This window comes from Streptomyces sp. NPDC002698, from assembly GCF_042888945.1.
In the GTDB taxonomy this organism is placed as follows: domain Bacteria; phylum Actinomycetota; class Actinomycetes; order Streptomycetales; family Streptomycetaceae; genus Streptomyces.
The window spans coordinates 22562-43632 of sequence record NZ_JBIAQM010000010.1 but is presented as its reverse complement, the minus strand read 5'-3'; the positions used below and the strand labels follow the sequence as shown (position 1 = coordinate 43632).

Here is a 21071-nt window from a genome sequence, read left to right as displayed (position 1 = left end):
GGTATGACGAGTGCCGCCGTGCCGCCGCCGCACCCGTGACGTACAACTGACCGCATGACGACCGGTATCCCCGCAGAACCTCCTCCCTTCGCCCGGGAGCTGCTGCGCTGGCGGCGCACCCGCCGGGTGAGCCAGCTGGAGCTCGCCTCCCGTGCGGGAACGACCCAGCGGTACGTCAGTTTCATCGAGCGCGGGCGTTCGGTCCCCGGCAGAGAGATCGTGATCAGGCTCGCCGAGTCGCTGGACCTGACCCTGCGGGAGCGCAACTCGCTGCTCCTGGCGGCCGGTTACGCTCCCGCGTTCACCGAGTCGGCGCTCGACACGGCCGCGCTGAAGCCCGTACGCGAGGCGCTGGACAGCATCCTCGAAGGGCATCTGCCGTATCCGGCGGTGGTGGCGGGGCCGCGCGGTGAACTCGTCGCCGCCAACGCGGCGTTCGACGTCCTGACCGAGGGAGCCGCTCCCGAGCTGCTGGCACCGCCGGTGAACGTCCTGCGGCTGGCCCTGCATCCGCGCGGGACGGCGTCACGGGTGGTGAACCTGGACACCTGGGGCCGGCACATCGTGGAGAACCTGCGCTCTCGCTCCCTGCGCAGCCCCGACCCCCGTCTCGACGCACTGGTGGCGGAGTTGGCGGCCTACGTACCGGCGAGCGAGCCCGGCGCGGACCACCTCGGCTTCGCCGTGCCGCTGCGACTGCGGTGCCCGGAGGGCGAGTTGAGGCTGCTCACCACGCTGACGTCGTTCGCGACCGCGGTGGACGTCACGCTCGCCGAACTCCGTCTGGAGGCGTTCCTCCCGGCGGACCCGGAGAGCGCCGGAATCCTCCGCGACCGCGCCGCCCGGCGGGGGTGAGGCCGATGCCGCCGGGATCGACGCGGTCGGGGTCAGCGCATTCGGGGTCAGCACATTCGAGGTCAGCGCAGATGTGAGGTGTCGTTGAACAGCCGGACGCTCGCGTTGCCGTCCCCGTAGTACGCGACCGCCGACAGCGACGCCGCCGACAGTTCCATCCGGAACAGGGACTCCGGAGGGGCCCCGAGGGCCAGTCGTACGAGGGTCTTGATCGGGGTGACGTGCGTGACGAGCAGGACCGTTCGTCCGGCGTAAGCGGCGATCAGCTTGTCGCGGGTGGCCGCCATGCGGTCCGCCGTCGCGGCGAAGCTCTCGCCGCCGCCGGTCGGTTCGGCCTCCGGTGAGGCGAGCCAGGCGTTCAGGTCCTCCGGGTGGCGTTCGCGCACCTCGCCGAAGGTCAGTCCCTCCCAGGCGCCGAAGTCCGTCTCGCGCAGACCGTCCTCGACGGCGACGTCGAGGCCGAGGCGGGCGGCGACGGCACCCGCGGTCTCCCTGGTCCTGGCCAGCGGGGAGGCCACGATCGCCTGGACCGTGCCGCGCGCCGCCAGCGCCGCGGCCACGCGCTCGGCCTGTTCCCTTCCCACGTCGGACAGCGACGGATCGCTGCCGCCGCTGCCCGAGAACCGCTTCTGCGGGGTCAGCGGTGTCTCGCCGTGCCGCAGCAGGACGAAGGTGGCGGGGGCGCCCATGTCCGGGGGTGCGCTCCAGCCTGCGGCGGGCGTGGTGGCCGGGGTGGCGGCCACGTTTCTCGCGGCCCGCTGATCGTCGCCCGCCTTTCCGGCTCGGCCGGCGTCACCGGGCTTTCCGGCTCGGCCGGTGTCTCCCGGCCCTGCGGGCGGCCTGCCGGCTTCGCCGCCGGGGGACGGGGTGCCACCCGTGGCCGTCGGCCGACTGCCGCCCGCCGCGGGCTGGTCGCGCAGTTCCCCGCGCCCCTCACGGGACACGTCCGTGCCACCCGTCGCCGTCGGCCGACTGCCGCCCGCCGCGGGCTGGTCGCGCAGTTCCCCGCGCCCCTCACGGGGCACGTCCGTGCCACCCGTCGCCGTCGGCCGACTGCCGGCCGCCGCCGGCTGGTCGCGCAGTTCCCCGCGCCCCTTGCGGGGCACGTCCGTGGCGCCCGTCGCCGTCGGCGGAGTGCCGGCCGTCGTGGGCTGGGCGCGCAGTTCCTCGCGGCCCTTGTGGAGCACTTCGCCGCGGGTTTCCTTCAGGGCCGCTCGGGCCTTTGCCGCGCCCGCCGTCGCGTCACCGGGCGGGCCCGTCGGCTCTGGTGTCGCGGACCGGGCCGCCCGCGCGTTCAGTTCGGCCGTCGACGCCGACGGCGACCAGGCCTCGCCGCGCTTGCCGGCGTCCATCGCCTCGTTGGCCAGCCGGTCCGCGTGCTTGTTGCGCTCGCGCGGGATCCACTCGTACGTGACCTGGGAGGCCGGAAGGACCCGGGCCGCCCGCGCCGCCAGGGGCTTCATGTCCGGGTGCTTGATCTTCCAGCGTCCGGACATCTGCTCCACGACGAGCTTGGAGTCCATCCGGACCCTGACCCGGGCGCTCGCGTCGAGCTCACGGGCCGCCTCCAGACCGGCGATCAGGCCCCGGTACTCGGCGACGTTGTTGGTGGCGACGCCGATGTACTCGGCGCGCTCCGCCAGGGTCTCCCCGGTGGCCGCGTCGATGACCACGGAGCCGTAGCCCGCGGGCCCCGGGTTGCCCCGGGAACCCCCGTCCGCCTCGACGATGAACTCCCGCACGAACCGGACTCCCTACAGGCCGGACTCGGACGTACGCACGAGGATGCGGTGGCAGTTCTCGCAGCGCAGCACGGTGTCGGGGGAGGCCGCCTTCACGTCGTTCACCTCGGTGATGTTGAGCTCCAGGCGGCAGCCCTCGCAGCGGCGCTGGTAGAGCCGGGCGGCGCCGACGCCACCCTGCTGGTCACGCAGCTTGGTGTACAGCTTGAGAAGATCGGCGGGCACCGAGGCCGAGATGACCTCGCGCTCCTTGGTCACCGAGGCCGTCTCGCCGTCGAACTGCTCGAAGGCGGCGTCCCGGCGCGCGGTCGCGTCGTCGATCTTCGCCTGGACGGAGGAGACCCGCTCGGTCAGCTCGGCGACCCGCTCCTGGGCGGACTCGCGGCGCTCCATGACCTCGAGGACGACGTCCTCCAGGTCGCCCTGGCGCTTGGCGAGGGAGACGATCTCGCGCTGGAGGTTCTCCAGGTCCTTGGGGGAGGTGACGGCACCCGAGTCGAGGCGCTGCTGGTCGCGGACGGCGCGCTGACGCACCTGGTCGACGTCCTGCTCGGCCTTGGTCTGCTCGCGGGCGCAGTCGCTCTCCTCGGTCTGCGCGGCGACGAGCAGGTCGCGCAGCTGGGTGAGGTCCTTGTTCAGCGACTCGATCTCGGCGTGCTCGGGCAGCGACCTCCGCTTGTGCGCGAGCTGCTGAAGGCGGGCGTCGAGTGCCTGGACGTCGAGAAGTCGGATCTGGTCGGCGGGCGCGGCGTTCAGTTGGGGGCTCCTGATGTGTCGGTGTGTGAGGCCGCGTGGGCGGTCCAGGGGTCGGTGACCGTCCGGGAGACGTGGACGCGCAGTCCCCATCCCTTCCGGTCGGAGATCTCGTCGAGCTGGGCGGCGGCCAGCTCGCACCAGGGCCACTCGGTGGCCCAGTGCGCCGCGTCGAGCAGCGCGAGAGGACTGTGGGCGCGGGCCTCCGACACCGGGTGGTGCCGCAGGTCCGCGGTGAGGAACGCGTCCACGCCGGCGGCGCGGACGTCGTCGAAGAGGCTGTCCCCGGAGCCGCCGCTGACCGCGACGGTCCGCACCAGCGCGTCGGGGTCGCCCGCGACGCGGATGCCCTGCGCGGTGGCGGGCAGCCGCTCGGCGGCCCGGGCGGCGAGTTCGCGCACGGTCAGCGGATGGTCCAGCTCGCAGACGCGGCCGAGGCCACGGCGTCCCTCGGGGTCGGTCGCGTCGGGCACGAGGGGCCGTACGACCCGCAGGTCCAGGGCCCCGGCCAGCGCGTCGCTGACTCCCGGGTCGGCACGGTCGGCGTTGGTGTGGGCGACGTGCAGCGCGATGTCGTTCTTGATCAGCGTGTGCACGACGCGGCCCTTGAAGGTGCCGGCCGCCACCGTCGTCGTACCGCGCAGATAGAGCGGGTGGTGGGTGACGAGCAGGTCGGCTTCCAGTTTCACCGCCTCGTCGACGATGTCCTGGACCGGGTCGACGGCGAACAGGACGCGCGTGACGTCCTGGTCGGGGTCGCCGCAGACGGTACCGACCGCGTCCCACCCCTCGGCCCGCTCCGGAGGCCAGAGAGCGTCGAGCGCGGCGATGACTTCAGACAGACGGGGCACGGGGAAAAGGCTACCTGTCTTACGTCCCTGTCCGACCGGTCGCGGCCCGCGGGCCCGTGCCGGGACGGCCGGCGGACGTGCGGGGCCCGTGCCGGGGCGGCCGCCTGGACGCGGATCCCGCCCGTCCCGGCGCGCGTCTTCCCGCCATGGTTCAGCACATCCGCCCCGTTCCCTCAGGCGAATCCCGACAGGGCCACCCTTATGTGTGAAGCAACAGCCCGTCGCTCCCCCGCCTGTGCGTACGAAAACTACCTTCGTCGCCGGAGGTGACCGAAAGATGACGGCCGGTGCGAGAGAACCCCTGCTGCGGAGCGAGCGCGCGGACGGCGGCGAGTACGGTGACAGCGCGAGCCGGTGGGCCGCTCCTCCCGTCTGTGTGATCACCGCCGACGGCACCTACGGAGCACGGCTCGCCCGCGACGGCGAGTCCTGGTACCCGGAGCGCTGGACCCTGGACGGCCCCGAGCCGTACGCCGTACCGCTGCCCGGTCCGCAGCCGGAGGAGCCGGGCACCGAGGTGCTGCCGCTGACCGACGGCAGGGTGCTGATCCATCGGGTGGACGACGGGCGCCACGCCTTCTCCCTCCTGTATCCGACCGGTCCGGGCACCGGCGAGCTCCCGCTGGGAGCGGTGGAATGCCCCGACGCGGGTACCGTGCTGCGGCTGCTGCCGCCCGCGCCGGACGGGGAGCGCGCCTACGCCCTCGCGGTGGGCCGGGGGTCGACGGCGGTGTGGCTGGTGGCGGGCGGCGCGTTCGGCCCGGAGCACCTGGCCGAGGTGCCGGGCCACTGCTCGGGAGGGGTGTGGCTGGACGGCACGGGGCGCCTGCTCGCGCTCGACCGCTTCCAGAACGGCCGCACGAAGACCGTGGTCGTCGATCTGGAGCGCGGCGGAGAGGTGTCGCCGCTCCTCCAGATCGCCGAGCACAGCAACGACCGGCTGCTCCTCGCGGACGCGGACAGCGGGCTTCTGCTCATCCGGTCCGACGCGCCGTCCCCCGGCCGGGACCGTCTCGGCTGGGGCGTGCTCGGCAGCACCCTGCCCGTCCGCTTCCCGGACTGTCTGTCCGCGACGGGCTGTTCGGTCAGCCCGTTCGCGATCCAGCCGGGCCAGGTGCTGACCCCGGAGTCCTGCGCGGTCGCCCTGCGCGTGGACGGGCCCGGCGGCACCTGGGTGGGTGTGTGGCGCCCGGCCGAGCGCCGGATCCACCACCGCCCGGCGCCGGAGGGCTGGTTCCCCGGCACCGGGCTGTGGACCGCCGAGGGGGTGCTCCGCCTGCCGTACGCCACGGGCGTCGTCCCGTGCGGTGTCGCCCGGCTGGAAGCGCCCGAGGGTGCGGGGAAGCCGGACACGGGGGATCCGGCTTCCCCGGGTCTCCCCGCACCGCGGCCGGTCCCGCTCCAGCAGGCACACCTGCGGACGGGCCGGCCGACCGGCCGGCCGCACCCGGCCCCGGGAACCGAGCCGCCCCGGGCGCTCCCGGGCCACCTGGCCCTGGGCAGCGGCACCGCCCGCGCCCCGGAGGACGAAGCAGTCCGCGCCCTCGACGGACACCGGGTGCCGTCCGCCGGTACGGGCCTCGTGCCCGGGGCCGGGGAGCCGCTGTCGACGGTGACGAGCCTCACCCCCCGGACGTCCCCCGCCTCCCCGGCCGAAGCGCGGCGGGCGGACACCGGCCCCGGCCACGAGCCCGGCGGGACGCTCCCGCCGGTCGCGCGGCCCGCCGACGAGAAGCCCGGACCGCCCCGGCCGGTCGTGCGCCGCGCCCCCGAATCCGGCGAACCGGCCGCCCGGCCCCAGCCGAGCCGCTGGACCAGGGTTCCCCTGACGCCCGCGCCCCCCTCCGCGCCCGCGCCGGAGCGCCGGGCCGAGCCCGCGGGAACACCCACGACCGAGGCGAACCTCTGGACCAAGGTCGCCGAAACGCCCCCACCCGGCATGGGCCTCAGGACCAGGGCCGACGGGACGCTCCCGGGCGGCATGACCGTCGTCGTCGAAACGGCACAGCCGCTTCCCCCGGTCACGAGAATCGCCGCCGGTCCCGACACCGACTCCGGCACCGAGGCCACGCCCGCCACCGGGGCCGACGCCTGTCCGGATCGGAGGGCCGACACCTCTGCCTCTGCCACTGCCACTGCCACTGCCACTGCCGTCACGCATACCGGCAACGGTGCCGGTGTCACCGCGCGTACCCGTGCCGACGACGGGTTCCCGTCCGTCGAAGGGCCTCTCCCGGCGGGACCGCTCCCGCCCGTCGCGGGGCACCGCGCCCGGACCGCCGAACCGCTCCCTGCCGTCGCGAGCCCCTCCGCCGAACCCGCCGAGCCGTTCCCTCCGAACCCGTGGGCGGGCGTCACCCGCGCCGCCGGGGCCTCCACCACCGAGCCCGGCCTCTGGACCAAGGTCGCCGAAACTCCCCCGGCCGGCATGAGCCTCGGCACCCGGGCCGGTACGACACCCGCGGGCGGCACCGTTCCCGGGGACGGGGCCGCCGACGCGCTGCCGGCCGTCGGCGAGTTCAGGGGCCAGGTGGCCCTGAGGCCCGCGGTCGGCCGTCCGGGGTCCGACACCCGATCGGCCTCGGCACTCACCACCGTGGCGGGGACACTCGCCGCCCTGCCGCGTACGCCCGCGGAATCCGGGGGTCCGTGTGTACCCGCCCACACGGACGAGGAGAAAAGGGGCAGTACGGGCGAAGAAACGTCACCCTCCGACTCCCGCGCGATGACCGCACGTTAGACTCCCCCGGCTGTAAAGAAGGATCTTGCATACGGGGTGAACACTTCAATGAACGACTCGAGCACCATGGAAGCACCGGGCACGGACGTCCACGAGACGTCGGCGGCCCGGTCCGAAGGCCACGGCAGACACCGCGGCCCGGTCTCCGGCCACGACGGCGAGGCGCCCCCTCAGGGCCGCCACCGCAAGCCGTCCGGCCAGCCGGCCACGACGGCCTGACGGACCTCACGGCAAGCCGAAACCGGATACGGCCCCGCTCGCACCATGGCGAGCGGGGCCGTATCCGTACGGGCCGCACGGGTCCCTCACCGGCGGACGTCCGCTCAGCGAGGAGAGCCCTCCCGCTTGAGCCCCAGCACCTCCGTCGCCGCGAACGTCTCGCCGCCCGGGCGCTGCGCGTAGTACGGGGTGAGCAGCGCGTCGAGTTCGTCGTGGCTGAACGTGTCCTGCTTGCTGTCGAACTTCGCGGCCACCCGCGGGCGTTCGACGACCGCGACCATCCCTCCGTGCACGACGAGGAGCTGCCCGTTGACGTGCCCGGCGGCGGGCGAGGCCAAGTAGCCGACGAGCGGGGCGACATGCTCGGGGGCGAGCGGGTCCAGGCCCTCGTCGGGCCGTCCGAGTCCGGCGAAGACGTCCTCCGTCATACGGGTGCGGGCGCGCGGGCAGATGACGTTGGCCGTGACGCCGTACTTGGCGAGCGCCAGCGCCGTCGAGGTGGTCAGGCCGACGATCCCGCCTTTCGCCGCCGCGTAGTTGGGCTGTCCGGCGGAACCCGCGAGGAAGGCTTCCGAGGAGGTGTTCACGATCCGTCCGTAGACGGGCCCGCCGGCCGCCTTGGCGCGGGCCCGCCAGTGCGCGGAGGCGAAGTGGGTGGTGTTGAAATGGCCTTTGAGGTGGACCCTGATGACCGAGTCCCACTCGTCCTCGGTCATCGAGAAGACCATCCGGTCGCGCAGGATGCCCGCGTTGTTGACGAGGATGTCCAGTTTCCCGAACTCCGCGACGGCCGACTCGACCAGTTCGCGGGCCTGTTCGTGATCGGCGACGTCCCCGGTGTGGGCTGTGGCCCGGCCGCCGGCCGCACGGATCCCGGCGGCGACCTCCTCGGCCGGGGTGGCCGAGGCCTCGCCCGACCCGTCCCGTCCCGGCTGTCCGTAGTCGTTGACGACGACGGCCGCGCCCAGCCGGCCGAGTTCCAGTGCCTCGGCCCGGCCGAGCCCGCGGCCCGCGCCGGTGACGATCGCGGTGAGCCCTTCGAGTGGCAGTGACATCAGGGTCCTTAGCGGTTGTGGTGGAGGTCCGCGCCGGCGGCCGCCCGGGTCAGATCTCGATGCACGTCCGGAGCGCGGTGCCCGAACGCATCTGGTCGAGCGCCTCGTTGATCCCGGCCAGCGGAACCCGGTGGGTGATCAGGCCTTCGAGGTCGATGCGGCCCGCGCGCCACAGGGCGATCGTGCGCTCGTACGACCGCAGGACGTCCCCGCCGCCGTACATGGAGGGCAGGATGCGCTTCTCGTCGAAGAACAGCTCGAACATGTTGAGCTGGAGGAAGTCGTCCATGGCGCCGGCGCCGACGACCACGAGGGTGCCGCCGCGGCGGGTGTGGTCGTAGGCGGTGCGCGCGGTGGCGGACTTGCCGACGACCTCGAAGACGTAGTCGAAGCCCTCGCCCGCGGTGACCGACTGTTTGGCGTCGGCGAGTTCGTCGGGCGAGACGGCCTTGGTGGCTCCGAAGCCGAGGGCGGCCTCCCGGCGTGAGGCGACCGGGTCGACGGCGACGATCTCCGCGGCCCCCATGAGCCGGGCGCCCTGGATCGCGGAGACGCCGACGCCTCCGCAGCCGATGACGGCGACCGACGAACCGGCCTCCACGTCCGCGGTGTTGAGGGCCGCGCCGAGTCCGGTGGTGACGCCGCAGCCGATCAGGGCGGCTATGTCGAAGGGCACGTCGTCGGGGATGGGGACCGCGCAGCCGGCCGCGACGACGACCTCCTCGGCGAAGGTGCCGGTGCCGGCGAAACCGAAGACGTCGCCGCCGGGGCGCTTGAAGTTGGGGGTGCCCGCGTTCATGAATCCGGCCAGACACAGTTCGGTCTGGCCGCGCTTGCAGGAGGGACAGGCGCCGCAGGCGGGAAGCCAGCAGATGACGACACGGTCGCCGGGCTTCACATGGGTGACGCCCTCGCCGACCTCGGTGATCTCGCCGGCGCCCTCGTGCCCGGGCACGAACGGCGCGGGCTGCGGCAGGACGCCGTTCATCGCGGACAGGTCCGAGTGGCACAGTCCCGTGGCCCGCACCCGGACCCGCACCTTGCCGGGCCCGAAGCCCACCGCCTCGACGTCGTCGAGGACCTCGAGTTTGTCCTGGCCTGTCTCGTGCAGTACGGCTGCGCGCATGGTGCGGCTCCCCTCGGGACGGTTCGTACGGGTGTCAGAGGTGTTCGACGACGGTGTCGGCGAGGACCGGCGCGTCGTCCCGCTCGACCGCGCTCACCGCCACCCGGACCCCGCCGTCGCTCCGCCACATCCGGATGCGCAGGGTCTCGCCGGGGAAGACGACTCCGGCGAAACGGGTGGTGTACGAGCGGACGCGGGTCACATCGCCGCCGAGCAGGGTGTCGACGACGGCCTTGAGCGTCATGCCGTACGTGCACAGCCCGTGCAGGATGGGCCGGTCGAACCCGGCGAGCTTGGCGAACTCGGGGTCGGCGTGCAGCGGGTTCCAGTCCCCGGACAGCCGGTAGAGCAGGGCCTGGTCCTCGCGGATCGGGCGTTCGACGGTCCGCTCCGGCGGGCCGGAGGGGGCTTCGAGGCGGGCGCTGGGTCCACGGTCGCCGCCCCAGCCGCCTTCGCCGCGTACGAAGATCTGGGCGTCGTTGGTCCACAACGGGCCCTCGGAGTCGGTCACTTCGGTGCGCATGACGAGGACGGCGGCGGTGCCCTTGTCGTAGACCGCGGCGATGCGCCCGGTGGCGGTGGCCGTGCCCTCGGCGGGGATCGGGCGGTGCAGCCGGACGCTCTGGCCGCCGTGCAGGACGCGGGCGAGGTCGACGTCGACGCCGGTCATCGAGAGTCCGCTGATCACTCCCGGTGAGCCGGCGCCCGCGACGGTGGCGAAGCTCGGCAGGACGTGCAGCCGGGATTCGAGGGTGTACCGCAGCTCGTCGGGGTCGGTCGCGGGGACGCCCGCCCCGAGGCCGAGGTGGTAGAGCTGGACGTCCTTGTGGCTCCAGGCGATCTCGCCGGTCCGCGGCTGGGCTGCGACGGCCTTGGCGGCGTCAATGGGCATGGGGCTCCTGACTCGACTGCGCGAAAGACCTCGGTGCGGCCGTCCGCACCGTCGGCCGCACCGAGGTCGACACTGGGCCGTGGAACCCGCTCGTTCTAGAACGCGTTCCAGTACGGCGAACCCTTGTATAGCCGAGCGCCCAGCACTTGTGAAGACTACTGACGCCATGTCAGATCGAGTGGCCGTACCGGTCCTTCAGGGGAACGCGTCGCGGCGGCGGCCGTGACATTTGTCCCGGCCGATCGCCGACAAGTGCATCTGCCGGGGCACCGCCCCGGACCCCTAGCGTCGTTCTCATGACACGGACAACGGGGACGACGGCGCGCGAGCCGCGGGGAACGTCCGCACCGCCGCCGGCGGGGACGGCACCGGCGGTGCGCTTCAGGGACGCGGTCAAGACGTTCGGCGACGTGCGCGCCGTGGACGGTCTCGACCTCGACGTGGCGAGCGGCGAGACGGTGGCGCTGCTGGGCCGCAACGGCGCGGGCAAGTCGACGGCGATCTCCCTGCTGCTCGGGCTGAACGAGCCGGACGAGGGCTCGGTGGAGCTCTTCGGCGGCAGCCCGCGGGAGGCGGTGCGCGCCGGACGGGTCGGCGCGATGCTCCAGGACGCCCGGCCGGTGCCGCGGGTCACCGTCCGGGAGCTGGTCTCCTTCGTGGCGGGTCGCTATCCGGCGCCCCTGCCGGTGGCCGAGGCGCTGCGGCTCGCGGGTGTCACGGAACTGGCCGGGCGGCGCGTCGACCGGCTCTCGGGAGGGCAGGCGCAACGGGTGCGGTTCGCGGTGGCGCTCGCCGGCGACCCCGCGCTGATCGTGCTCGACGAACCCACCGCCGCGCTCGACGTGGAGGCACGGCTCGCGTTCTGGGAGTCGATGCGGGCCTACGCCCGGCGCGGCCACACCGTGCTGTTCTCCACGCACTACCTGGAGGAGGCCGACGCGCACGCCGACCGGATCGTCGTCGTCGACCGGGGGCGGATCGTCGCGAACGGGACCGGGAAGGAGCTCAGGCGGTCGGCGGGCGGCAATCTGGTCTCCTTCGACCTGGCGGGGCTCGGCACGGAGGATCTGGCGCTGCTGCCCGGCGTGGTGGCCGTGGAGGTGCGCGGGCGGCGGGCCCGGCTGCGCACGGACGATTCGGACGCGACGGTGATCGCGCTGGCCGGGCGGGGGGCGATACGCGGCCTGGAGGTCGTCCCCGCGTCCCTGGACGACGCGTTCATGGCCCTCACCTCGCACGATCGGGAGACGGTGTGATGTTCGACTATCTGCGGCTCGAAGTGCGCCGGACGCTGCGCGACACCGGCTTCGTGATCGGCGGCGTCGCCATGCCGGTGATGATGTATCTGCTGTTCACCAACCTCGGCGGTGGTGACGACGGCGCGTGGAGGACCGCGTCGATGGTCGGCATGGCCGCGTACGGGGCGGTCGGCTCGGCGCTGAACACGGGCGGCGGGGTCGCCGAGGACAAGGTGACCGGCTGGCTGCGGCAGCTCCGGGTGACCCCGATGACGCCGCGCGAGGTGGTGCTCGGGCGGGCGCTGACCGGTTCGGTGACCGTGCTGCCCGCGATCGTCGCGGTGCTCGCGGCCGGCGGCCTGGTCAACGGCGTACGGCTGGACGCCTGGCAGTGGGCCGCGACGGCCCTGCTGCTGTGGCTCGGCTCGGTCCCCTTCACCCTGCTGGGCCTCGGCAACGGGTACCGGATGACCGCGCAGACGACGGGTGTCGCGAACATGGTGTGCAATCTGGGGCTGGCGGTGGTCGGCGGCCTGTGGTTCCCGCTCGCCCTCTTCCCCGGCTGGCTGCGCTCGGTCTCGGCGTACACGCCCACGAACCGCTTCGCGCAGCTCGGCGTGTCGGTCACCGAGGGCCGGGCGCCGGACCTCACGGCCGTGGCGGTGCTGATCGCCTGGCTGCTGGCGTTCGGTTCGTACGCTGTGGTCTCGTACCGTCGATCCGCACGAACCGTCTGAACGGGGATCGGGACATGTCCTGGACGAGAGACATCGGCTGCCAGGTCCGCGCGTTGCGGGCCGAACGGAGCCGCTGGAAGGCCGACAGGGAACGGTTCAAGGCCGAGCGGCGGGCCGCGTGCGGGAGCGACGGCGAGATGCCCGAGTACCCGGGCCCGCCGCCGACCGGCTTCGCGCTGCTGCCGTGGCTGCTGCTGGGGATGGGTGCCTTCTCCAACCTCTTCCAGGGCAGGACACCGCAGCCCTGGGTCGGCGCACTGGGCCTGTTCGTCTTCAACTCGCTGTACATCTACGTGACGTTCCGCGCGTTCGTGAAGTCGAAGCGGGAGGCCCGCTCCACCCGGGTCGCGCTCGTCCTGATGGGGGTGATCACCTTCGCACTGGCCCTCGGGTACGGCGGCAGCTGGCTGTTCTTCTTCCCGCTGCTCGGGCTGGCCACCGGGGCGGTGGTGCGCGGCCCCTGGCTCGGGAGGATCGGCCTCGGTCTGACGGCGGTCGCCGCGGCGGTCGCCGTCGTCCGGGCGGGCTGGGACGCGGTGAACGTCGCCTACGGCACCTTCCTGTCCACGATGGTGACGGCCGCGATCCTCTCCCTCTCCGAGGCGGTACGCGAACTGCGTTCGGCCCGCGAGGAGTTGGCACGCCGGGCGGTGGAGAAGGAGCGGATGCGCTTCTCCCGCGACCTGCACGACCTGCTCGGGCACACGCTCTCCGTGATCGTGGTGAAGTCGGAGGCGGCCCGCCGCCTCGCTCCCCGCGATCTGGACGCGGCACTCGTCCAGGTCACGGACATCGAGTCGGTCGGCCGGCAGGCGCTGACGGAGATCCGCGAGGCGGTCACCGGCTATCGCGAGGGAAGCCTCGCCACGGAGCTGGACGGCGCCCGCTCGGCACTGTCCGCCGCGCGGGTGGAGCCGGTCGTCCGGCAGTCGGGGCCGCCCCTGGTCCCGCAGACCGAGGCACTGCTCGGCTGGGTGCTGCGCGAGGCCGTCACCAACGTCGTACGCCACAGCGACGCGACGCGCTGCGAGATCACCGTGGACGGCACCGCGGACCTCGTCCGTCTGACCGTCTCGGACAACGGCACCGACGCCTCCCCGGCGGATCCCGAGCCGGGCATCGGCGGCACCGGCCTCAAGGGTCTCACCGAACGCCTCGCGGCGGCCGGCGGCTCCCTGCGGGCGGGACGGACTCCGCGCGGCGGTTTCGAGGTGCGGGCCGAGCTCCCCGTGGAGGCGGTGGATCTGACGGAGGCGTCGGTGTGAGCGGCGGCGGGCCGGCCCGCGAGGGTGCCCGCCGCCGCACGGCCGCGCTGCTACGGAGCCCAGGGGCCGTGACGGCCCGGTTCACGTCGTCCGTCCACGAGGTGGCGCTGTCGAAGGCGTTCGAGCCGCCGTCGCTCGCCGCGTGGACGGCGGCCGCGCCGAAGCCCTGGGCCCCGGACGGGGACGATTCCTGGGAGGTGGCCGGGGACCCCTCTCGCCTTACGCTTGGCCACGTGAACGAGATGCCCCGGGACCACCGGCCCGCCAAGTCCGTCCGTGTCCTGCTCGCCGAGGACCAGCAGATGATGCGCGGGGCGCTCGCCCTGCTGCTCGGGATGGAGCCGGACATCGAGGTGGTCGCGCAGGTGTCCGCGGGGGACGAGATCGTGGACACGGTGCTGACCAGCCGGCCCGATGTGGCCCTGCTGGACATCGAGTTGCCCGGGATGAGCGGGCTGGACGCCGCCGCCGAACTGCGTGAGCAGGCGCCCGACTGCCGGGTGCTGATCCTCACCACGTTCGGCCGCCCCGGCTATCTGCGGCGGGCCATGGAGGCGGGTGCCGCCGGGTTCCTGGTCAAGGACGGGCCCGTGGAGGAACTGGCCGAGGCGATCCGCCGGGTGCTGACCGGGGAGACCGTCATCGATCCGGCGCTCGCCGCCGCCGCGCTGAGCGCCGGGCCCAATCCGCTCACGGCCCGCGAGTGCGACGTGCTGAAGGCCTCGGTGGACGGCGCCACCGTCGCCGACATCGCCGGCAAGCTGCACCTCTCCGAGTCCACCGTCCGCAACTACCTGTCCTCGGCCATCGGCAAGACGGGCACCCGCAACCGCATGGAGGCGATGCGAGAGGCCCGTCAGCAGGGATGGCTGTAGGGCCTGTGCGTGCCGACGCGACTGCGCGACCGCCCGCCGACCCGCCTCCGGCCCGAACGGTCCCGACGGGCCGGACCGGACCGGCGGCAGGCCCGGCCCCGGGAGATCCCTCAGGGCTTCGTCACCACCGCTTCCGCCGTCCCGCGGCCCTTGCCCTCCGGTGCCACGCACACGAACCAGTCGGGCTGGGACCCGTCCACCCGCCAGATCAGGTTCCAGACGCCCGCGGGATGCATGGTGCCCCGGTGGGCGACCCTCCGGGACCTGACCGTCGTGCCCTCGTCCCAGGTGCAGGTGACCTCCTCGGCGGTCCGGGCGACCTTGCCGATCACGAGCCCCTGAGAAGGCACCTTCGCCCCCTTGGGCGCCTTGCCGTTCAGCGGCAGGGAGAACGCCTCGACGTCCTTGCCCGAGAACGATTCGTCCTTCGGGACCGCTCCGTCGATCACCGTCCTCGGAGGCCCTCCCTCCGGGATCAGTTTGACGAAGACCCACCGCTTGCCCGCGAGGTCCGAAGCGTTCCTGACGCCCGTCGGCGTGACGCCGTACTGCCGCATCAGCGTGCGCTGCTGCCGCGCCTCCGCCTCGTCCTTCGACGCCGGCCACGTCTCCACGAGGACGCTCCAGGTCCTGTCGTGGTCGGTCCATTGCGTCACGAACGTCCCCCGTGGCCCGAGCGTCCGCCAGCCCTCGGGCAGCCCGCGGTCGGGCGGCGTGACCCGCCTGGTGTGCTCGCCGGCCGGCGCGACCCCCCTGGCTTCGTCACCCGTCCCGCCCGTCAGCGCCAGGGCCCCCGTGGACCCGGCGACGACCAGGGCGACCGCCGCCGCCGTCGCCCAGCGGCGCGCCCTGCGGAGCCGGCCACCGCGCAGCACCGCCTGGTAGGGGGCCGTACCGATCTCGACCCCGTCCGCCGCCTCGGCCAACAGGAAGGAGATGTCCGCGTCCGTCGCCGCCATGTCGTGATTCGTCTCCCGGTTCGCGCTCATCGGATCCGCCCTCCCTGCGCCATCGTGTTCGCCAGTCCCGGTACGGCACGGAGTTTCGCGATCCCCTTGGCCGCGTTGCTCTTCACCGCGCCCACCGAGCAGCCCATCGCCTCGGCCGCCTGGCTCTCGCTCAGGTCCTCCCAGTAGCGCAGGACCACCGCCTCGCGCTGGCGCGGGGGCAGCCCGGACAGCGCGGCGATCAGGGTGCCGCGGTCGTCGGCGCGCGCGATCGGGTCGGCGCTGTCGGGGACCTCGCGTCCGATCCCCGAGTCGTCCCTCGGCGCGAGGAACTCCTTGAGTCTTCTGCGGTGTCTTCGAGCGTGCGCGTTGATCATCATGCGCCGCACGTACGCGTCCGGTTCGTCGGCCGAGCCGACCCGGCGCCATGCCACGTACACCTGCTCCAGTGTCGTCTGGACCAGGTCCTCGGCGGCGTGCTGCTCCCCCGTCAGGAGAAACGCCGTACGCATCAGCCGCGGCCAGCGACCGACCACGAAGCCCTGGAACTCCTCGTCCCGGGCCTGCTTCCGAACCCCCATGGGCACCTCCTAGTGACTCAAGGAGTCCACAGGCACCTGAATTCGTTGCCTCACCGCCGTGACGTCGTCCGGGGCAGCCACAAGAACATCAGGACGGCCCCGGCGAGCAGCATCACGCCGCTGACGCGGAACGCCAGCGCGTACCCGGCGGTCAGCGCCTCCCCCGCGACGCTTCCCCCGGTACGGGCCGCCGCGATCGTGGACATGACCGCGAGTCCCAGTGAACCGCCCATCACCCGCGAGGTGTTGACCAGGCCCGAGACCACCCCCGCGTCCTCCGGCACCGCGCCCGAGGTCGCGATCGCGGCCAGCGGTGTCGCGGCCAGACCGGCGCCCGCCATCATCAGGACGCCGGGGAGCATGATGGCCGTGAGGTACGGGCCGTCCGCGGTCATGGCCGACTGCCAGCCGAACCCGGCCGCGGCCAGGAGCGTGCCGAGGACCGCCACGTTGCGCGCGCCGACGACCGGCATGAGGCGGGGCGCCGACTTCGAGCCGACGACCACGGCGAGCGAGCTCGGCACCAGGGCGAGGCCCGCGCCGAGCGGCGAGTAGCCGAGCACGTTCTGGGCGTACAGCGTCATGAAGAACCACATGCAGAACATCGCCGAGCCGGAGACGAACACGGCGGCGTTCGCCGACGACACCGACCGCAGCCGCAGCAGCTTCAGCGGCATCAGCGGCGCCTTCGTCCGCGCCTCGACCGCCAGGAAGAGCCCGATGAGAGCCGCTCCCGCGCCGAGCGGTACGAGTGTCTCCGCCGCGGTCCAGCCCTCGGCCTCCGTCTGCACGATCCCGTACGCCAGGGTCGCGAGTCCCGCCGTCACCAGGAGCGCGCCCGGCAGGTCGAGCCGCCGCCCGTCCCCGGCCCGGCTCTCCGTCAGCCAGCGCGCCGCGCCTGCCAGCACCATCGCGCCGACGGGCACGTTGATGAGGAGCACCCAGCGCCACGACAGCCCGTCGACCAGCAGTCCGCCGACGAGCCCGCCCGCCGCGCCGCCACCGGCTCCCACGGCGGTCCAGGTCGCGATGGCCCGCGCGCGTGCGGGGCCCTCGGGAACGGCCGACGTCAGGATCGTGAGTGTCGAGGGCGCGAGCACCGCGGCCCCCAGTCCCTGCGCGGCGCGCGCCAGGAGCAGTTGGGTGCCCTCCTGGGCGAGGCCGCCGGCGACCGAGGCGAGCGTGAAGAGCGCGAGGCCCACCAGGAACATCCGCTTGCGCCCGTACAGGTCACCGGCCCGCCCGCCGAGGAGCATGAATCCGGCGAAGGCGATGGAGTAGGCGTTCACCACCCACTGGAGTCCGGGGGCGCTCAGCCCCAGGTCGGTGCGCATGGAGGGCAGGGCCACGTTGACCACGGACACGTCCAGGACGACCAGGAACTGTCCGGCACACGCGAGCGCGATCACCACCCAGGTGGGCGGGGCGGCAGGGGCGGACGTCCGGATGTCTTCGGCGGCTCGGAGCATGGCTGTCATGCTCTCAACCCCCTGACGCTCCTTGCATCGGTATTTCGGCGCAGCCGGACGTACTGCACCGGACCTAGGGCCCCTCCCGTGAGGCCGAGCCTGCCCAGCGACGCCCGGTGCCCCTAGAGCCTGCGCAGCAGCGTGACCACCGCCGCGCCGCCCAGCCCGATGTTGTGCGCGAGTCCGACCCGCGCCCCCTGGACCTGGCGCGCCTCGGCCTGTCCCCTCAACTGCCAGACCAGCTCGGCCACCTGGGCGATTCCGGTCGCTCCCAGCGGATGCCCCTTGGAGATCAGCCCGCCGGAGGGATTGACCACCCAGCGCCCGCCGTACGTCGTCGCCCCCGACTCGACGAGTGCGCCCGACTCCCCCTCCGCGCACATGCCGAGCGCCTCGTAGGTCAGCAGTTCGTTGACGGAGAAGCAGTCGTGGAGCTCCACGACGTCCACGTCCTCGATGCCGAGTCCGGAGCGCTCGTAGACCTGGCGCGCGGCCTCCCGCGACATCGGCTGCCCGACGACGTCGACGCAGGAGCCCGAGGCGAAGGACTCCTCGGTGTCGGTGGTCATCGCCTGTGCGACGATCTCGACCGCCCTGTCCTCCAGCGCGTGCCGCTCGGCGAACCGTTCGGACACGACGACGGCGGCGGCGGCCCCGTCGGAGGTGGGTGAGCACTGGAGCCGGGTCAGCGGCCGGTGGACGGCCTTCGCGGCGAGGATCTCCTCGACGGAGTACACGTCCTGGAACTGGGCGTACGGGTTGTTCGCGGAGTGGCGGTGGTTCTTGGCGCCGACGGCGGCGAGCTGGGCCTCGGTCGTGCCGTACCGCTCCATGTGCTCGCGGGCCGCGTCGCCGAAGATCTGCGCGGTGGGCGGGGACATCTCGAAGCCGTGCCGGGCGGCCATGACTCCGTAGTGGCGGGCGACGGGTGACGTGGCGAAGTCCCCGCCGTCGGCGCCCGATCCGAGCGAGCCCCGCTTCATCTTCTCGAAGCCCAGCGCGAGGACGCAGTCGCTGACGCCGCCCTCGACGAACTGCCGGGCCAGCATCAACGCGCTCGCCCCGGTGGCGCAGTTGTTGTTGACGTTGTAGACGGGCACGCCGGTCAGGCCGAGTTCGTAGGCGGCGCGCTGGCCGGCGGTGGACGCCTGGAAGCAGTAGCCGACGGGGACCTGTTCCACGTCCGTGTACGGGATCCCCGCGTCGGCCAGGGCGCCGGAGCCGGCCTCCCGGACCATGTCCCAGTACTGCCAGTCCCGGGTCTCGGGCTTCTCGAACCTGGTCATTCCGACACCGACGACGTACGTCCTCATGACGCGCTCCTAGTCCCGCGGCAGGCCGAGTATGCGCTCGGCGACGAGGTTGAGCTGGACCTGGGTGGTGCCGCCCGCGATGGTCAGGCACCGGGAGAGCAGGAAGCCGTGCACGGCCCGTTTGCCGGGGCCCTCGCACAACGCGCCTTCGGGGCCGAGGAGTTCGAGTGCGAGCTCGGCGACCTTCTGCTGATGTGCCGTCTGTACGAGTTTGCGGACGGAGGCGCCCGCGCCCGGTTCGACGCCGGAGACCTGGCGGAGGGTGGTGCGCAGGGTGATGCAGGCCAGGGCGTGCGCCTCGGCCAGCAGCGCTCCCAGCCGGGGGCCGTCGACGTCGGCCGGTATCAGCGCCTCCAGGCCGGTGTCGAAGGTCAGCTGGTCGGCCATGTGGACGCGTTCGTTGCCGAGCGTGTTGCGGGCGACCCGCCAGCCGTCGTCGACCTCGCCGACGACGGCGTCCGCGGGCAGCAGCACGTCGTCGAACCAGACCTCGTTGAAGAGGGAGTCCCCGGTGATCTCCTTCAGCGGGCGGATGTCGATTCCGTCCGTGTTCTTCATGTCGACGACGAAGTAGGTGAGCCCCTTGTGCTTGGGCGCGGCCGGGTTCGTCCGGGCGAGGAGGATCCCGTGGTCGGCCCACTGCGCCGCGCTCGTCCACACCTTCTGTCCGTTGATCCGCCACCGCCCGTCGGCGGTGCGCTCGGCGCGGGTGCGCAGCGAGGCGAGGTCGGATCCGGCGCCGGGCTCCGAGAAGAGCTGGCACCACAGGAGGTCGCCGCGCAGGGTGGGCAGCAGATAGCGCTCCTGCTGCCGGCGGGTCCCGTGCGCGATGAGGGACGGCACGACCCAGGTCGCGATCCCGAGATCGCTTGTCCGCACTCCGGCTTCGGTCAACTCCTGCTGTACGGCGAGCTGTTGTACGGGCCCGGCGCCGAGGCCGTACGGCGGCGGCAGATGCGGGGCGGCGTACCCGGTGGGTGCCAGGGACCGGCGGGCGTCCGCCGGGGCGAGTCCGCGCACCCGGTCGATCACCTCACGGGCGCCGGCCCGGTACGCGGACGCCTCCGGCGGCAGTTCCAGGCGCAGTTCCCGCCGTACGCCGTCGCGCGCGAGCCGTACCGCCCGCCGCAGGTGTCCGCTCCCCGCCCCGAGCAACTGCCGTGCCACCAGGGCCCGGCGCAGATACAGGTGGGCGTCGTGCTCCCAGGTGAACCCGATGCCGCCGAGGATCTGGACGCAGTCCTTGGCGCAGGAGCAGGCGGCGTCGAGGGCGGTGCCGGCCGCGAGTGCGGCCGCCAACTCCCTTACGCCGTGCGGCTCCTGTCCGGCGCGTGCCGCGTCCCAGGTGAGCGCCCTCGCCTGTTCCAGCCGCAGCAGCATGTCGGCGCACAGGTGCTTGACGCCCTGGAAGTGTCCGATGGGGCGGCCGAACTGCTCGCGGACCCTGGCGTGCCCGGCGGCCGTGTCCAGCGACCAGGCCGCGGTGCCGCAGGCGTCGGCGGCGAGGACGACGGCGGCCAGGTCCCGGACCAGTGAGGGGCCGACCGCGAGGACACGGCCGACGGGGACCCGCATGCCCCGGGCCCGGACCTCGGCGGTCCCCCGGGTCGGATCGGCGCTGTCGTGCGGCCGGACGACCAGGTCCGCGGCGTCCACCACCAGCCAGATCACGCCGTCGGCCACGGCGCCCGTCTCGGCGGCGGCGCCGGTGCCGGTGCCGGTGCCGGTGCCGGAGATGCGCTCAGGCCCGGCGAGCGTCGCCGCCAGCACGAGCACGTCCGCGTCGGCGCCGGACAGCACGGGCGGCGCCGTCCCGTCCAGCACGTATCCGCCGTCCACCGCCAGAGCCGTCAGGGAACCGGCGCCGAACGCGACGGCACCGATGCGCTCCCCGCGCCCCAGGGCCCGTACGAGTTCGGCGCGACCCGGATCCCGTACGAGACCGGCCGGCCCCTCCCGTACGAGGTCCTCGTGCCCTGGCGCCCCCACCGGAGAACCGAACCCGGGCCCGCGCACGGAATCACCCGCTTCGCCCGCCTCCCCCAGAGGCTCCGCCGCCAGCACCGCCGACGCCAGGACGTTCGCCACGAAGGGCCCCGGCAGCGCCGCCCGCGCGGCCTCCTCCACGACGACGGCGAGGTCGGCCAGGTCACCGCCGCCGCCCCCGTACGCCTCGGACAGGTGCACGGCGAGCAGTCCCTGCGCGGCGAGCGCGTCCCAGAACGGAGGTCTGCCGCCACCCGGCGCGTCCAGGAGCTTGCGGACCTCTTCGGGCGGCACGGCGCGGGCGATCCAGCCGCGCACGGCCTCGGCGAGCTCCCGTTGCTCCGGCGTGACCGCGATACCCATGCGTGCCTCCCCAAAGGCCCAAGGTGCGTGGATCCGCGCCAGACTAGAACACGTTTCATTCTGA

18 protein-coding genes are annotated in these 21071 nt (G+C 73.4%); 7 read left to right on the top strand and 11 right to left on the bottom strand.

What is annotated here, in order from left to right; genetic code table 11:
- Window positions 1-54 precede the first annotated feature (54 nt).
- Entirely contained in the window at window positions 55-855 is an 801-nt protein-coding gene (locus ACFYW9_RS16550; protein WP_389150209.1) for a helix-turn-helix domain-containing protein, read from the top strand.
- Between the two features lie 62 nt (window positions 856-917).
- Here ACFYW9_RS16550 and ACFYW9_RS16545 read toward each other — a convergent pair whose 3' ends face one another.
- Genes ACFYW9_RS16545 through ACFYW9_RS16535 form a run of 3 tightly spaced genes read right to left on the bottom strand, consistent with a single transcriptional unit; the run spans window position 918 to window position 4201 of the window.
- Window positions 918-2597 (bottom strand): bifunctional RNase H/acid phosphatase, encoded by a 1680-nt coding sequence (locus tag ACFYW9_RS16545; RefSeq protein WP_389150206.1) that lies wholly within the window; start codon window positions 2595-2597, stop codon window positions 918-920.
- Window positions 2598-2609: 12 nt separating this feature from the next.
- Entirely contained in the window at window positions 2610-3353 is a 744-nt protein-coding gene (locus ACFYW9_RS16540) for a C4-type zinc ribbon domain-containing protein (protein ID WP_351865183.1), read from the bottom strand.
- Window positions 3350-4201: a Nif3-like dinuclear metal center hexameric protein gene (locus tag ACFYW9_RS16535; RefSeq protein WP_351864868.1), complete on the bottom strand. Its 852-nt coding sequence runs from the start codon at window positions 4199-4201 to the stop codon at window positions 3350-3352. The genes ACFYW9_RS16540 and ACFYW9_RS16535 overlap by 4 nt, the downstream gene beginning before the upstream one ends.
- A 277-nt stretch (window positions 4202-4478) precedes the next feature.
- Here ACFYW9_RS16535 and ACFYW9_RS16530 point away from each other — a divergent pair, with 277 nt between their 5' ends.
- Both ACFYW9_RS16530 and ACFYW9_RS16525 read left to right on the top strand, forming a co-directional pair.
- Window positions 4479-6941: a hypothetical protein gene (locus ACFYW9_RS16530; RefSeq protein ID WP_389150203.1), complete on the top strand. Its 2463-nt coding sequence runs from the start codon at window positions 4479-4481 to the stop codon at window positions 6939-6941.
- Between the two features lie 48 nt (window positions 6942-6989).
- On the top strand, window positions 6990-7160 hold the full coding sequence (locus ACFYW9_RS16525) for a hypothetical protein (RefSeq protein ID WP_389150200.1): 171 nt from the start codon (window positions 6990-6992) through the stop codon (window positions 7158-7160).
- A 104-nt stretch (window positions 7161-7264) separates the two neighbouring features.
- Here ACFYW9_RS16525 and ACFYW9_RS16520 read toward each other — a convergent pair whose 3' ends face one another.
- Genes ACFYW9_RS16520 through ACFYW9_RS16510 form a run of 3 tightly spaced genes read right to left on the bottom strand, consistent with a single transcriptional unit; the run spans window position 7265 to window position 10233 of the window.
- Window positions 7265-8215, bottom strand: a complete 951-nt coding sequence (locus tag ACFYW9_RS16520; RefSeq protein WP_351864861.1) for a 3-oxoacyl-ACP reductase — start codon at window positions 8213-8215, stop codon at window positions 7265-7267.
- Between the two features lie 49 nt (window positions 8216-8264).
- Window positions 8265-9341, bottom strand: a complete 1077-nt coding sequence (locus ACFYW9_RS16515; RefSeq protein WP_351864859.1) for a Zn-dependent alcohol dehydrogenase — start codon at window positions 9339-9341, stop codon at window positions 8265-8267.
- Between the two features lie 34 nt (window positions 9342-9375).
- A complete protein-coding gene (locus ACFYW9_RS16510) occupies window positions 9376-10233 on the bottom strand; it encodes a MaoC/PaaZ C-terminal domain-containing protein (protein WP_389150196.1) in 858 nt (285 codons plus the stop codon).
- A 374-nt stretch (window positions 10234-10607) separates the two neighbouring features.
- On the opposite strand from ACFYW9_RS16510, the gene ACFYW9_RS16505 reads away from it, so the two are divergent.
- From ACFYW9_RS16505 to ACFYW9_RS16490, 4 genes are all read left to right on the top strand, one after another.
- Window positions 10608-11489 carry an ATP-binding cassette domain-containing protein gene (locus tag ACFYW9_RS16505; RefSeq protein ID WP_389150622.1) on the top strand — a complete coding sequence of 294 codons (882 nt, stop codon included), beginning with the start codon at window positions 10608-10610 and terminating at the stop codon, window positions 11487-11489.
- Complete coding sequence (locus tag ACFYW9_RS16500; RefSeq protein WP_389150193.1) at window positions 11489-12208, top strand: ABC transporter permease; 720 nt, start codon at window positions 11489-11491, stop codon at window positions 12206-12208. Before ACFYW9_RS16505 ends, ACFYW9_RS16500 begins: the two co-directional genes overlap by 1 nt.
- A 14-nt stretch (window positions 12209-12222) precedes the next feature.
- Window positions 12223-13473, top strand: coding sequence for a sensor histidine kinase (locus tag ACFYW9_RS16495; RefSeq protein ID WP_389150190.1), 1251 nt, complete (start codon window positions 12223-12225; stop codon window positions 13471-13473).
- A gap of 242 nt (window positions 13474-13715) precedes the next feature.
- On the top strand, window positions 13716-14348 hold the full coding sequence (locus tag ACFYW9_RS16490) for a response regulator transcription factor (RefSeq protein WP_328674454.1): 633 nt from the start codon (window positions 13716-13718) through the stop codon (window positions 14346-14348).
- 110 nt (window positions 14349-14458) lie between these two features.
- Here the strand turns inward: ACFYW9_RS16490 and ACFYW9_RS16485 are convergent, their stop codons facing one another.
- The 5 genes from ACFYW9_RS16485 to ACFYW9_RS16465 form a co-directional block, all read right to left on the bottom strand.
- Window positions 14459-15337 (bottom strand): hypothetical protein, encoded by an 879-nt coding sequence (locus ACFYW9_RS16485; RefSeq protein ID WP_389150187.1) that lies wholly within the window; start codon window positions 15335-15337, stop codon window positions 14459-14461.
- Window positions 15334-15876: a SigE family RNA polymerase sigma factor gene (locus ACFYW9_RS16480; protein WP_389150184.1), complete on the bottom strand. Its 543-nt coding sequence runs from the start codon at window positions 15874-15876 to the stop codon at window positions 15334-15336. The genes ACFYW9_RS16485 and ACFYW9_RS16480 overlap by 4 nt, the downstream gene beginning before the upstream one ends.
- Window positions 15877-15926: 50 nt before the next feature.
- A complete protein-coding gene (locus ACFYW9_RS16475) occupies window positions 15927-17354 on the bottom strand; it encodes an MFS transporter (protein ID WP_389150181.1) in 1428 nt (475 codons plus the stop codon).
- 113 nt (window positions 17355-17467) lie between these two features.
- On the bottom strand, window positions 17468-18658 hold the full coding sequence (locus tag ACFYW9_RS16470; RefSeq protein WP_351864840.1) for a lipid-transfer protein: 1191 nt from the start codon (window positions 18656-18658) through the stop codon (window positions 17468-17470).
- 9 nt (window positions 18659-18667) lie between these two features.
- Complete coding sequence (locus ACFYW9_RS16465; protein ID WP_389150177.1) at window positions 18668-21007, bottom strand: acyl-CoA dehydrogenase; 2340 nt, start codon at window positions 21005-21007, stop codon at window positions 18668-18670.
- Window positions 21008-21071: the final 64 nt, after the last annotated feature.